A 14108-nucleotide genomic window follows, 5' to 3' on the forward strand; every position below is an offset into this window, starting at 1 on the left:
TATAGTTATAAAAACTGAAAGGCATTAACTTATATATATTGATTAATTATATTTTCAAATAATTCTTGTTTACCACTCTTTAAAGATAATTCACCGTTATCTCGAGCAATATTGTATAAATCCTGAAGGGATAATTTACCGTCTTCAAAATCCTTTCCTGCTCCTAAATCAAAAGAAGAATAACGTTCTGATCTTAGTTTTTCATAAGGAGAAGACTTTATAATTTTATCTGCAATAAGCAATGCCCTAGCAAAGGTATCTGCTCCACCAATATGTGCATAAAACACATCCTCCATATCTGTAGAATTTCTTCTGATTTTAGCATCAAAATTGATTCCTCCACCTTGTAAGCCTCCAGCTTTTAAGAATACCAACATGGCTTCTGTAGTTTCCTGGATATTATTTGGGAATTGATCGGTATCCCAACCATTTTGATAATCCCCTCTATTGGCATCCAAACTTCCTAGCATACCAGCATTAGCGGCTACTTCCAATTCATGTTGAAACGTATGTTGTGCTAACGTAGCGTGATTGACTTCAATATTCATTTTGAAATCGTTTTCCAATCCATATTTATGTAAAAAACCAATTGCTGTAGCACTATCAAAATCGTACTGATGTTTCATTGGCTCCATTGGTTTTGGTTCAATAAAGAAATTACCTTTAAATCCTTGAGCACGTGCATAATCTCTTGCCATAGTAAGGAATTGTCCCATATGATCTAATTCTCGTCCCATATCAGTATTCAATAAAGACATATAACCTTCTCTTCCTCCCCAAAAAACGTAGTTTTCACCACCTAATTTAATGGTAGCATCTAATGCTAATTTAATTTGCCCACCTGCTCTAGCAACCACATCAAAATCTGGATTGGTTGAAGCACCATTCATATAACGAGGATTAGAGAAACAATTGGCAGTTCCCCATAATAGTTTTACACCAGACTCAGCTTGTTTATCTTTTATATAGTCTGTAATTGAAGCCAATCGTTTTTCAGATTCTCCAAATGTTGCACCTTCTTGGATTAAGTCGTAATCATGAAAACAGAAATAATCAAATCCCATTTTACTAATAAATTCAAAAGCCGCATCTGCTTTGTCTTTTGCGGCTTGTACAGGGTCTGAAGATTGATCCCAAGCAAAATTTTGGGTTCCTGGACCAAACGGATCACTGCCTTGACCACAGAATGTATGCCAATAAGCAATTGCAAATTTAAAATGCTCTCGCATAGTTTTACCAGCCACAATTTGCTCTGGATTATAATATTTGAATGCTAAAGGATTGTCTGATTCTTTACCTTCAAATTTGATTTCGCCTATTCCTTTATAGTATTCTTTGTTTCCTAAAATTACCATTATAATTTATTTTGTGTTATACTTTATTTAATACGAGTTCTAATTCTTTTTTCCAGTTATTGTATGCTTCCAAATAAGGTTGCTTGTCTTTAAAAGGCATAAACGTCATTACATGATCATTATCCATTATCACCTTTCCAAAGCCTTTAAAATCACCGTGATGTAAATGCGCTGCTCTTGCCGCTCCAATGGCTCCAGTTGTATTGTAAATTTCTATTTCTTGTTCAATTAAAGTCGCTACAGTATTTGCAAATATCTCTGAACGGAATAGATTATCGTTTCCTGCTCTAATGACACTTGGTTGAATGCCATCTGATTTCAAAATTTCAATACCATAAACAAAAGAAAAGGCAATGCCTTCTAAAGCGGCTCTACATAAGTGGCCTTTATGATGATTATTTAAATTAATATTTACAATACGTGTACCCAATTCTTTATTGTTGAGCATCCGCTCAGCCCCATTTCCAAATGGTATTAAGCATACATCATCTGAACCTATTGGAACATTTGAGGCTAAATTATTCATCTCCTCATAAGAATTTACTGATAAGTTATTTAAAAGCCAACGATATTGAATACCTGCTCCGTTTATATTTAGTAATTTTCCTATATTTTTAGTCTCTTTTGAATAATTTACATGTGCAAAATTATTAACACGCGTACTTTCTTTTCCAGACAAACTTTTTGTAATTGCATAGACAACACCAGATGTGCCTCCAGTTGCTGCGACTTCTCCTGGGTTAAATACATTTAATGAAAGTGCATTATTTGGTTGATCACCAGCTCTGTATAAAATAGGAGTTCCTGCCGCCAATCCGCTCTCAGCTTCTCCTTTGTCGTCTACCAAAGACTGAATACCGAATGTTTCAACAATTTCTGGCACCAATTCTTTATTAAAACCATAGTATTCTAATAAAAAGTCTGCGACACTATTCTTTTCAAAATCCCAGAAAATGCCTTCAGATAATCCTGATATGGTTGTGTTTATTGTATTTGAAAACTTGTAAGCTATATAGTCACCAGGCAACATAAACTTATATGTGTTTTTGTATATATCCGGCTCATTATCCTTCACCCATTTTAATTTAGAAGCGGTAAAATTTGCCGGAGAATTTAACAAATGAGATACACATTTCTCTGCTCCAATTTGGTTAAACGCTTTATTTCCAATTTCTACTGCTCTACTATCGCACCAAATGATACTTTTACGGAGTGGATTACCTGCTTTATCAATCAGAACAAGTCCATGCATTTGGTAGGCAATTCCTACTCCAATTATTTGTGTTCTGTTAACATTATATTCATTTTTTAACCGTTTAATAGCAGTACAGATATGTTTCCACCAATCGTTTGGTTCTTGTTCTGCCCAACCATTTTTTTTGGCATACATACTCATCTCTTCTTTCGGTTCTTGTACAACACCTAAACTCTTTCCAGATACAACTTCTACTAAAGCTGCTTTTATGGATGAACTTCCTATATCTAATCCTAAGTAATATTTCATTTATAGATTAACTCTTATATTATTTTGATTGTTTCTCTTTTTAGCAACTACAGTGTACATTCTGCTCTCTGCGGGCGCATCGTTATCGCTATTGCCAGCCATAACAATACTTTCTCCTTTAACTGCTTTTCTATAATAAATAGACATCTTAACTTTACCTACGTTGATGTCATCTCCTGTATCCTTAAAATTCTCCAAAAGAAATTCTGGACTTGGTACAGTATCATCATGCAACACATAAATATCCATATTTTCACCTGCAATAAATTGCAATAGGTCACGAGCCCAATATCTATTGTCTGCATTTGGAGTTCTTATATATTCTGACCCTCTTAAATATTGTGGCACAACGGTATAATTTTCCTCCATGTCAGTATAGGCCTTTTTTCCCCAATGCATATTGGTACGAAGCATGGCTTTACCATCACCTGTGTAACTGAATTTTGTAAACAACTTACTTTTGTTGGTTTTACCTGGAATGTATTCTGGAATTTCTGGAGTATGAACTGGCATAGGTTCTTCAGTTAACACGTTTTGGAAAACCTGAGGCAACTCTGTTGTTAATCCATTTTGAATCTCTACAACATTAGAAGTTAATTCTATGCTAACAGGAGGTAATCCTTCTTGAGTTGCTGTAATTGTAACTGTCCCTGCTTTTAAAAGTGAACGTACCGCAACACGATTAATACCTGCTTCAATATCTAAATATAAATTGTTTGTTGAGTTTTGTTTTCCACTATTATAGCCACCACGCCAAATTGCTGGACCAGAGACCGTAAAATCTACACGTCCTTTTGCTAACGGACATCTTCTACCTTGAGCATCAACCACTTCTACATCAATAAGTGCAATATCTGAACCATCAGCTCTCCATCCTTTTGGGCCAGTAATTGGTGTCAACTTCAAAGCAAAGGGCTTTCCTGCAGTTTCTTTAGTTTGAGTTACACGAACTTCATCATCAATAATCCCTTCGGCTTTAATTTCGCCTGCTTCCCACTCCACATTTTTGAAGGTATACAGATACCCACTTTCAGGTGATTTATTTTCACCTATCAATTTATTGTTAATGTACAGTTTTACACCAGCAGTATTTGAAACCACGAATAGGTCCTTTTTAGTGCCTTCTTTGTAATTCCAATGACCAATAATGTGTACTTGAGGTTCTGGCCTCCACATGGCTTTCGTAGCATAAAAAGCCTCTTTTGGTAAACGTACAGCATCTACCTCACCACTTGCTCTGGTTACTTCTGTTTGTCCACGACCACCATGCGTTCCATCAGAAAAAATCCAATTAGCACCTCCTACATGATAGGCTTTTTTACCCATCTTATCCCACCAATGTTCCACTTGCCTTACCGCAAATTGCTCTGAAGTAATCTTATAAGTGTTTTTTTGAATATTAGGATGGTTAAAAAAATTATCATCAGGTGAATGCTTATCCCAAATACGTCTTGGTGCTTCTTCACGCATGTATTCACTTTCTACAATTGGTAAATCTGGATATTCACGTTCCCAACCTTCTGTTCCTATTTCAATAGATATATAGCCTTCTGAATCATTTTTAACATCAGCTCTTCTATTTCCCATTAAACGTTTTCCGTTAGGATCGAATGTATTGATAACCTCTAAAATTTCTTCGTAGTGTTTAGCGCTTTCTGCCCAATTACCACCTTCCCAAATGAAAATAGATGGATGGTTTCGGTAGTACACAATCATATCTCGGAATCCGGCTATACGAATGTCCCAGGTTTCTCCCTCATCTTCAGACTCACCGCTAATTCCCGGCATTAAGTTTACAAACCCATATTTATCACCCATGGCAACCTCGGCTGGTGAACCAGCACAATGTCCCCAACGTATAAAATTACCTCCTGCTTCATCCATTAATTGAAATGTATGATCACGCAACCAATCTGGCAATGCGGCACCAAGTCCTGCCCAACCATTAGTTGGTTTTTGTCCCCAACCATGTAGTTTTGCATATTCTCCATTGTTCCAAAATCCAGTATCTTTATTAAATTCGAAACTACGAATCCCTAACGGAGTTTCGTAAGCATCCAAAATTTTATCGCCTTCCTTTAAAAGTGTCAATACCTTGTACATGTATGGATGACGTGTATACCAACGATTAGGATTTGAAAGATTGGTATTAGTTGAAAATGTATATTTTTCTCCAGGTGAAAATGTTTTTTCAGATGTTGACGTTTTAACCACCTTTCCTTCTTCATCAATAATTTGAGCTTCTAAGGTCATGGTTTTTTCTAAATCTGAATCATTTTTAACTTCGGCATTTATAAAAATATCTGCATTCTTATCACTTATATTTTCAGCATACACATAAGTTCCTACTGTTTTTAAATTATCGTACAATGGCAATGTTATATGCAGAGGATCCATTGTGTGTAAAAATACATTTCTGTAAATACCACCATGTGTAGGATGCCAATGTTCGTGATTCCACACCAACGGAAAGTTGTTTCTAAAATGATCACCTCTGTCGTTATTAACCTTTACAGCAATAATGTTTTCTTCGGAACCGAACTTGATATATGGTGTTAAATCAAACCCGAAAGGAATAAACCCAGTTTGGTTCTGCCCTATATGTTTTCCATTGATGTAAACATCTGCAATTTGTCTTACCGATTCAAACTCAATAAATATTTTCTTTCCTTCATCGGAAGCAGGTAATTTAAAATGCTTTCTATACCAAACTGTCCCTCTCCATTGATTTTCTTCTCCATTATGATGCCCAAGACTATAATCGTCAAAGGTATCGACATCATTAAATGTATGAGGACAACTTATAGTTGCCCAAGATCCATCGTTATAACCAACTATTTCAGCATTTTCAGGGTTATCTTTAATAAATTTCCAATCCGGATTAAAATTATATTTTGTTCTATTTCCTGTAGGCAAATTACCTTCATTGTAAGACAGCGAGTCTTTTGTTTCACATCCTAAAAAGGTGAATAAAAAAATTATTGCAAAATAAAAATGTAAAGCTTTCATTTAATAAAAAATCTTAATTTAAAACCTCTTTTGGGCTTGAATTTATTAGAAAAAACAATTTATTCAAGATTAAGAAAAACTGTATGATATAATATCCTGTACTGTGCTGTCTTTTAAAATGAGATTTATCTATTTTTAGTAATCTTAATTAACAATACTTAATTAGTTTTATGGATACCTTGCATGAAACACCTATCAGCACAGCACAGGACAGAACTAACAATTATCTAGGTTACTTTAGTTTATTAAACAAAAAAAATCAAAACATCTTAAATTAGTAAAAAATTTATTAAATGAAATCCTTTATAAACGACAATTTTCTTTTACAAAGCGACTTTGCAAAAATTCTATATAATGACTATGCAAAACCGCTTCCTATTATAGATTATCACAATCATTTATCACCTAAGCAGATTGCAGAGAACACAACCTTTAACAACATAACCAAGGTTTGGCTTTATGGTGATCATTATAAATGGCGTGCAATGAGAGCTTATGGTATTAACGAAAAATATATTACCGGAAATGCATCAGATAAAGACAAATTCTTAAAATGGGCTGAAGTGGTACCTTACACTTTAAGAAATCCATTATACCATTGGACACATTTAGAGTTGCAACGCTATTTTGGAATTCAAGATTTGTTAACCCCAGAAAATGCTGAACAAGTTTACAAAGTAACTTCAGATTTACTTGAAAAACCGACCCACACTACATGTGGATTGTTAGAACAACAAAATGTTGAATCGCTATGTACGACAGATGATCCGATTGACGATTTAAAATACCATAAACAAATTGCACAGAGCGACAAAAAAGTAAATGTATTTCCAACATTTAGACCAGATAAAGCTTATGCTGTTGAAGACAGTAAAGCTTATACTGATTACATTGAGGCTTTAGGGCATGCTGTTGGTTTTAGAATTGAAACTTACGATGACTTATTGTCTGCACTTGAAAACAGAATCGATTATTTTGATGCTCATGGTTGTAAACTTTCTGATCATGGGTTGGAACAATTAAACCATTTTTCGAATAAAAAATATGATGTTTCAAAATTGTTTACATCTGTTAAGTCTGGAAAAAATTTAACCATAGAAGAAGTTCAGTTTTTCAGAGCAGAAACAATGCTTGCATTAGGTAAATTTTATCATAAAAAAGGTTGGACACAACAATTGCATTTGGGCCCAATAAGAAATAATAATAAACGGTTGTTAAAACAATTAGGACCAGATACTGGATTCGATTCTATTGGCGATTTTTCGCAAGCTGTTGGTTTAAGTGGTTTTTTAAATGCTTTAGATAGTACAGATCAACTGACCAAAACAATCGTTTACAATTTAAACCCTGCAGATAATGAAGTGTTTGCTACTATGGTTGGCAACTTTAACGATGGCAATATTAAAGGGAAAGTGCAATTTGGTGCAGCTTGGTGGTTTTTAGACCAGAAAGATGGGATGGAAAAACAATTGAATACGTTATCAAATCAAGGTTTGTTAAGTTGTTTTGTTGGTATGCTCACCGATTCACGTAGCTTCCTCTCTTTCCCAAGGCATGAGTATTTTAGAAGGATTCTATGTAACCTTATTGGTAACGATGTTGCAAATGGGGAACTACCAAATGACGAAAAATGGTTAGGAAAAATTGTGAGTGATATTTGTTATTATAATGCTAAAAACTATTTCAATTTCAAGCCATAAAAACAACATTTTCAACTTAGATTTTTACACATGAATTAAAAAATCCCGATTCCGTTAAATCAGAATCGGGATTTTTTAATTATATAATTAGCCTACAAACCAAACAACCTAGGCAAGAACATAGATATTTCAGGAATAAAACTTATAAGCATTAATACGGCCACCATAATTGCTAAAAATGGCAGTAATGGTTTTATGACCTGTGTTACCGAAACTTTGGCTACACCACTTCCCACAAACAGAAGTGTTCCTACTGGAGGTGTACAAATACCTATACATAAATTCAGTACAATCACAATTCCAAAGTGAACAGGTTCCATCCCTAAAGCAGTTACTACAGGCAGAAAAATTGGTGTAAAAATTAAAACCGCAGGAGTCATATCCATAAATGTTCCTATTACCAATAATATAAGGTTAATCGCTAAAAATATGGCAAACTTATTATTTAAGGATTCTAATAAAAACGTACTAATCATTTCAGGAATTCCTTCAAAAGAAAACAACCATGACATGGCCATAGATGTACATATTAAAAACATAACGACAGCCGTTGTTTTAGCACTAGATAATAATACGCCTGAAAAGTCTTTTATTTTCATGTCGCCATAAACTAAAGACAATATAGCTGCATATAATACTGCAATTACAGAAGCTTCAGTAGCAGTGAATATTCCGGCAACAATACCTCCAACTACAATTACTAGCAGTAATAAACTAAAAAAAGCTTTTCTAAAAAATGTCCAAATTTCAAAAAATGTTGCGCGTTTACCTTTTGCGTACCCTTTGCTAATAGCAATAAATGCAACATAGCCCATAATAGCAAAACCTAATAATATACCTGGTAAGTAACCTGCAATAAACAGAGCGGCTACTGAAGCCGTTCCTCCACTCGCTAATGCATAAACTATTAAAATATTACTTGGCGGAATCAATAACCCTGTTGTAGAAGCCGTTATATTTACGGATGCACTTAATGTTCTAGGATAACCTTCTTCTTCCATTCTATCCGTCATTATACTACCTATTGCAGAGGCTGCAGCTAGAGCTGAACCAGAAATAGCTCCAAATAACATAGAAGCTAAAATATTTACATAGGCTAATCCACCTGGAAGACTTGATACTAATGATTTGGCAAAATTTATGAGTCGTGTTGCAATACCTCCACGCTTCATAATATCACCAGCCAAAATAAAAAACGGAATTGCCAACAAGGCAAAACTATCAATACCTGTTGTCATACGCTGTGCAATGGTAGTTAATCCAGGTAATTTATCAATATTTAGTAATAGACTTAATGTGGTTGCAATTCCTATACTATATGCCACAGGTACTTTAAGTAACAAGAGTGTAAAGAAACTCACAAACAAAACGATAATACTTATAACTTCTATACTCATAATTAAACTTCTTTTTTGTTGTTATAAATATTTGAAATATGATATATGGAAAAACACATAATTAAAAACCCACTAAAAGGCATTATAGCGTAAACGTAACCCAATGGAATTCTTAATGTGCCTGAAAGTTGTTCTAGATGTAAGGTTGTGTACACAAGGTTTAAGCCTCCAATAACCATTACAATAAGGGCAAATAAAAATATTAACACCTCTATTAAAATAGAAACTTTTATTTTGTTTGACTTAGAAAACTTTTGATACAAAAAATCCATAGATAGGTGCTCTTGTGACCCATTAAGATAGGCAGCACCTAGAATAGTCATCCAGATTAATGCAAAACGTGCAAACTCTTCTGTCCATGTAAAGGATGTTCCTAAAAGATATCTAGAAAATACCTGGAACAAAACATCTAGTACCAAAAGCGCAAAAATCACAATCATAAACCATTCGAGAATTTTACTTACTTTATTAAAAAAAAGGTCTGTTTTATTCATTAGTCATTCGATTTAATTTTATTAACTAAGGGTTTCATTTCTGGAAACTCCTTAACAAAATCTTCAACAACAGATTTTGATTTTTCTGCAAATAAGGACTTTTTAGGAACGATAATTTCCACTCCAGCTTCTTTAGCAATTTTCATGGATTCCTCTACAGAATCACTCCAAAACTTCTTCTGAGCCTGAGCAGATTCGTCTGCAGCTTCCTGCACCCATATTTTTTCTTGTTCTGATAATTTATCCCAGAATTTAGTTCCAATTAAAAGAACATCTGGAACAGAGGAATGCTGATCTAAAGTGTAATATTTACTAATTTCATAATGATTTGAAGACACAAATGATGGTGGATTATTTTCAGCACCATCAACAACACCTTGTTGAATCGCTGTATATAATTCTCCATAGGCAAGAGGCGTTGCCGATCCTCCCATGGAATTGACCATGTTAATAGCCATTTGATTATTCATCACTCTAATTTTAAGACCTTTTAAATCATCTGGTGTTCTAATAGCCTTATTACTAGTATAAAAACTTCGACTTCCAGCATCGTAATAGCAAAGCCCTCGTAACCAAAATTTACTCCCTTTCTCTAGTATTGATTTACCTACTTCTCCTTCTAAAACTTCAAATTGATGTTCTTTATCTTTAAACAAATACGGTATTCCTAAAATATGATATTCGGGCACGAAATTAGACAGAGTGGCTGCACTAACTTTAGTAGCAGCTACACTCCCAATCTGTAATAATTCTAAAACCTCTCTTTCTGAACCTAATTGAGCATCAGGAAAAATCTTAACTTTTAAAGTTCCATTCGATTTGGTTTCTAGTGATTTTTGAAATTCTAATATGCCTTTATGCACAGGATGGGTTTGTGGTAAGGTATGTCCTAAATAAAGTACTTTGGGGCCAGTTTCATCTTTACACGAAGATATACTTATAACAAGTAATACAAGTACTGCAATTGTTTTTATTGTGCTATATTTCATACTATTTTAATGGTATTTTCACCTTAACTTCTAACGGATTATCGAGACATGTTGAAAAACGTGATAGGTAATTGTTCCATTCTTCTTTTGATTGAAATTGTCCTGATTTTTTCCATCCAAAACCAGCATAGTATTCAATTTTCTCTGAAACATCAGATTGAACGTATAAGTTACTTTGGTCTTTTTTATCTGTAACATAATTATCAAAAGCAACTAAACCGGTTTTATCATTAAGAACAACACCTTGACCTAATTCTGAATCATCAAAAGGCTCCCAGTAACTCATCCAGGCTTCTGCCTTGTTAGTTGTTACCTCTCCATCATTTTTATGAAGCGTTAAACCAATAGACACTTTATCTGTTCCGGTTATTTCAACAATATGTCGACTTAGGTTTTGACCGTAATCTAACGAAATATGTTTTCGTTCTTTTATTTCTTTACCGTTAGCATCCCAATTTTCATAATCTAAAATAAAACTTGTTCTTATAGGACCATTAGTAATAGTTTTCCATGCCGTAAAATTTTTAGAAACTGCATAATTAGAATCTGTTTTTACCGCAATACCACCAACACCACGGCTAACGCCAACGTGGAAGTTATCTAAACCTTCACCAGTATCTTTGTGATATGCCCCTTTTTCTTTGTCAGCTTTAGCATACCATTTATTTATAATTGGATATTCTACACGTTTTAACCAAGCATCCATACCGCTTGTTAGCGTACCTCCTTTAACACCATCCTCTATCATTTTTTGAGCTGTTGGTCCAAATGTTCTAAAAGCAACTCTATTATTTTCCCATGCATAATCATCTGTTCGTTCTGGTACAAAACGAGAATAGCAAAACTCTTGTGATTTAGTTTTTTCTGCTTCAGAAATTAATACAACTTCATATTTCGCAACAGCATTCGCCTTTATTTTTGGTTGAAATAAAATAACATCAAAATCTCCATCATTATTAGAATCTATAATTTGGGTAATTTCTAATTTTTTGCTTTCCATATTTCGAATACCTACGTTTGTAAGGTTTTCTAAATTTAAATCAGACTTAGTTAATTCAACGGTTTCGAAAGTACGTGCAAATTCTAGTGAATTTTTTATTGTAATAATCGTATTTTCTTTATCAGTAGAACAAGAAAGTAAAAGTGATACAATTACTAAAAATGAAATCTTCGTAATATTCATTTTTTATTTAATTTTTTGAGTTATCAGAATATGTTATATTACTCTAGTGATTACAATACTCATAAAGAACCTTAAAATGTTCTTTCATTTTTTCTTGCGCTAATTTTGAATCTTTATTTTTAATAGCATCAAAAACGGCTTGGTGCTCATTTATTACATTTTGAGATAAACCTTCGTCGCATATATGGTATTTCTCAAAATTCATAATAATTTCAGGTGTAATCATCAGCATTATACTATTCATAGTTGTATTACCTCCTGCTTTTGCAATTGCCAAATGAAAAAGTAAATCTTCTTGTACAGCATCTTCTTTATTCAATACTTTATCTTTATATGCTTGTAATGCAGCTTCCATATCTTTTAAATCTGCATCTGTTCTGTTTACAGCTGCTAAACCCGTTATCTTTAATTCTAATAAGATTCTTGTTTGAACTAAAGATTTAAAATCTGGACTATCTAATCTTAACAGGTTTTTAATAATTCCGTTTATAGCAACAACACCAATATTTGCAATATATGTTCCGCTTTGAGGAATTGATTTTAGAACACCATAAAATTCTAACTTTTGTATTGCAGCCCTTATACTGCTTCTTGAAACCTCAAATTTTTCCGCAAGCGTTCTTTCTGAGGGCAACCTATCTCCCGACTCTAAATTTTTATAAATTATTACATCATTAATCTTTGATATAATATCTTTTTGAAGATCATAATCTTCTGTTTTTAAAAATGTTTCAAGTTTCATAAGGTTTTTATTTCAACACTTTAAACCAATATAAAAACAACTGTTTTAATTTTAATGGTTAAATTAATTCAATGATTTACAATTCATTTGAAGGTTTTCCAATAGTAGCTAAAATTCCACCATCTACATATAAAATATGTCCATTTACAAAGTCACTAGCTTTTGAACTTAAAAATATTGCTGCACCAGCTAAATCATTAGGGTCTCCCCATTTTGCAGCAGGAGTTCTATTGACAATAAAATCATTAAAAGGATGACCATCAACTCTGATAGGAGCTGTTTGCGATGTGGCAAAATAACCAGGACCAATACCATTCACCTGAATATTGAATCTTGCCCATTCTGTTGCCATATTTTTGGTCAACATTACCAAACCGCCTTTTGCTGCAGCATAAGCTCCAACAGTATTACGACCTAACTGACTCATCATAGAACAGATGTTAATAATTTTACCCTCTTTACGCTCCATCATACCCTTTACAACATGTTTTGAAACAATAAATGGGCTTACCAAATCGATATCTAAGACTTGCTTAAAATCTTCAACTTCCATTTCTGCTAAAGGCGTACGTTTTATAATACCTGCGTTATTAACCAGAATATCAATGTTTCCGACTTCAGTTTCAATCTTTTTTATAGCTTCAATAACGTCGCTTTCTTTTGCAACATTGAATTTATAACCAACAGCGTTGATGCCTTCTTTTTTATAGTCTGCAACAGCGTTGTCAATTTTTTCTTGAGAAGAATTACCGTTAACAACTATAGTTGCACCAGCTTTTCCTAAGCCCATCGCCATCGCCATACCCAACCCGTGAGTACTGCCAGTAACGAGTGCTACTTTTCCTTTTATATTAAATAATTCTTGAGACATCTTATTTTAAATCAGTAATTTTTGCAACATCCATATCGTTATAATCTAAATTCTCACCTGCCATTCCCCAAATAAAAGTATAGTTTGAAGTCCCAGAACCAGAGTGAATAGACCATGGTGGCGAAATTACAGCTTGGTGATTATGCATCCATATATGACGTGTTTCTTGAGGCTGACCCATAAAATGGCATACAGCTTGATTTTCTGGCACATCTAAATAAAAATAGATTTCCATACGTCTATCATGAACATGAGCTGGCATAGTGTTCCATACGCTTCCTGTTTTAAGCTCTGTCATTCCCATTTGCAATTGACACGTAGTTACTATACCACCAATTATCATCTGACTAACCGTTCTATGATTAGCAGTTTCTAAACTACCTAATTCAATTTTATTAGCTTCATCCAAACTAGTTTTTTTTGTTGGATAGGCTTTATGTGCTGGTGCAGAATTCATATAGAATTTAGCCGGATTACTTGCGTCATCACTTTTAAAAACAACGTCTTTTGCTCCCATACCAATGTATAAAGCATCTTTATGATTAACTACAAAAGTTTCACCATCTACCGTAATACTTCCGTTACCACCAACATTAATAATTCCCAATTCCCTGCGTTCTAAAAAGTAATCTGCTTTAAGAGGATCTATAGTTTCTAGTTTTAAATCAGATGTTGGTACAGCTCCACCAGCCATGTAACGATCGTAATGTGTGTAAACCCATTTAATCTTTCCATTTTGCATCAAGTCATTAATTAAGAATTCATCTCTTAATTGTTGCGTATCGTATTGTTTTACTGCCTTTGGACTAGAGGCGTAACGTGTTTCGAATGTAGTTGACATATTGTATTATTTCTGAATTAATA

Annotated in this window: 11 protein-coding genes; 1 reads left to right on the plus strand and 10 read right to left on the minus strand. The window is 33.8% G+C overall.

The genetic code is table 11. The features are described from left to right. Positions 1–29 precede the first annotated feature (29 nt). The 3 genes from xylA to HNV10_RS07510 are packed head-to-tail and all read right to left on the minus strand — an operon-like array spanning position 30 to position 5868. Positions 30–1355, minus strand: a complete 1326-nt coding sequence (gene xylA, locus HNV10_RS07500) for a xylose isomerase (protein ID WP_173300718.1) — start codon at positions 1353–1355, stop codon at positions 30–32. Positions 1356–1371: 16 nt separating this feature from the next. Beyond that, complete coding sequence (locus tag HNV10_RS07505) at positions 1372–2859, minus strand: xylulokinase (RefSeq protein WP_173300719.1); 1488 nt, start codon at positions 2857–2859, stop codon at positions 1372–1374. Then, positions 2860–5868 carry a sugar-binding domain-containing protein gene (locus HNV10_RS07510; protein ID WP_173300720.1) on the minus strand — a complete coding sequence of 1003 codons (3009 nt, stop codon included), beginning with the start codon at positions 5866–5868 and terminating at the stop codon, positions 2860–2862. A gap of 293 nt (positions 5869–6161) precedes the next feature. Here HNV10_RS07510 and uxaC point away from each other — a divergent pair, with 293 nt between their 5' ends. Further along, positions 6162–7568, plus strand: a complete 1407-nt coding sequence (uxaC, locus tag HNV10_RS07515; protein ID WP_173300721.1) for a glucuronate isomerase — start codon at positions 6162–6164, stop codon at positions 7566–7568. 92 nt (positions 7569–7660) lie between these two features. Here uxaC and HNV10_RS07520 read toward each other — a convergent pair whose 3' ends face one another. The 7 genes from HNV10_RS07520 to kduI all read right to left on the minus strand — a co-directional run bounded on the left by HNV10_RS07520 (position 7661) and on the right by kduI (position 14085). Further along, positions 7661–8965 carry a TRAP transporter large permease gene (locus HNV10_RS07520; protein ID WP_194241027.1) on the minus strand — a complete coding sequence of 435 codons (1305 nt, stop codon included), beginning with the start codon at positions 8963–8965 and terminating at the stop codon, positions 7661–7663. A gap of 2 nt (positions 8966–8967) precedes the next feature. Beyond that, entirely contained in the window at positions 8968–9459 is a 492-nt protein-coding gene (locus HNV10_RS07525; protein ID WP_173300722.1) for a TRAP transporter small permease, read from the minus strand. Then, positions 9459–10448 carry a TRAP transporter substrate-binding protein gene (locus tag HNV10_RS07530; protein ID WP_173300723.1) on the minus strand — a complete coding sequence of 330 codons (990 nt, stop codon included), beginning with the start codon at positions 10446–10448 and terminating at the stop codon, positions 9459–9461. The genes HNV10_RS07525 and HNV10_RS07530 overlap by 1 nt, the downstream gene beginning before the upstream one ends. A 1-nt stretch (position 10449) precedes the next feature. Continuing rightward, positions 10450–11631: a DUF4861 family protein gene (locus tag HNV10_RS07535; protein WP_173300724.1), complete on the minus strand. Its 1182-nt coding sequence runs from the start codon at positions 11629–11631 to the stop codon at positions 10450–10452. A gap of 43 nt (positions 11632–11674) precedes the next feature. Beyond that, the gene (locus tag HNV10_RS07540; protein WP_173300725.1) at positions 11675–12373 is read right to left on the minus strand and encodes a FadR/GntR family transcriptional regulator; all 699 of its coding nucleotides are present in this window, start codon (positions 12371–12373) and stop codon (positions 11675–11677) included. A 76-nt stretch (positions 12374–12449) separates the two neighbouring features. Continuing rightward, on the minus strand, positions 12450–13244 hold the full coding sequence (locus tag HNV10_RS07545) for a gluconate 5-dehydrogenase (RefSeq protein WP_173300726.1): 795 nt from the start codon (positions 13242–13244) through the stop codon (positions 12450–12452). Position 13245: 1 nt separating this feature from the next. Beyond that, the gene (gene kduI / locus HNV10_RS07550) at positions 13246–14085 is read right to left on the minus strand and encodes a 5-dehydro-4-deoxy-D-glucuronate isomerase (RefSeq protein ID WP_173300727.1); all 840 of its coding nucleotides are present in this window, start codon (positions 14083–14085) and stop codon (positions 13246–13248) included. Positions 14086–14108 lie beyond the last annotated feature (23 nt).

Source organism: Winogradskyella litoriviva (assembly GCF_013249065.1).
Lineage (GTDB): Bacteria > Bacteroidota > Bacteroidia > Flavobacteriales > Flavobacteriaceae > Winogradskyella > Winogradskyella litoriviva.

What these genes read in the sequence shown, in the direction of transcription:
- HNV10_RS07535 (WP_173300724.1), bottom strand. Translation starts at nt 11,631, where the DNA reads ATGAATATTACGAAGATTTCATTTTTAGTAATTGTATCACTTTTACTT.
- HNV10_RS07505 (WP_173300719.1), bottom strand. Translation starts at nt 2,859, where the DNA reads ATGAAATATTACTTAGGATTAGATATAGGAAGTTCATCCATAAAAGCA.
- HNV10_RS07510 (WP_173300720.1), bottom strand. Translation starts at nt 5,868, where the DNA reads ATGAAAGCTTTACATTTTTATTTTGCAATAATTTTTTTATTCACCTTT.
- uxaC (WP_173300721.1), top strand. Translation starts at nt 6,162, where the DNA reads ATGAAATCCTTTATAAACGACAATTTTCTTTTACAAAGCGACTTTGCA.
- HNV10_RS07530 (WP_173300723.1), bottom strand. Translation starts at nt 10,448, where the DNA reads ATGAAATATAGCACAATAAAAACAATTGCAGTACTTGTATTACTTGTT.
- kduI (WP_173300727.1), bottom strand. Translation starts at nt 14,085, where the DNA reads ATGTCAACTACATTCGAAACACGTTACGCCTCTAGTCCAAAGGCAGTA.
- HNV10_RS07540 (WP_173300725.1), bottom strand. Translation starts at nt 12,373, where the DNA reads ATGAAACTTGAAACATTTTTAAAAACAGAAGATTATGATCTTCAAAAA.
- HNV10_RS07520 (WP_194241027.1), bottom strand. Translation starts at nt 8,965, where the DNA reads ATGAGTATAGAAGTTATAAGTATTATCGTTTTGTTTGTGAGTTTCTTT.
- xylA (WP_173300718.1), bottom strand. Translation starts at nt 1,355, where the DNA reads ATGGTAATTTTAGGAAACAAAGAATACTATAAAGGAATAGGCGAAATC.
- HNV10_RS07525 (WP_173300722.1), bottom strand. Translation starts at nt 9,459, where the DNA reads ATGAATAAAACAGACCTTTTTTTTAATAAAGTAAGTAAAATTCTCGAA.
- HNV10_RS07545 (WP_173300726.1), bottom strand. Translation starts at nt 13,244, where the DNA reads ATGTCTCAAGAATTATTTAATATAAAAGGAAAAGTAGCACTCGTTACT.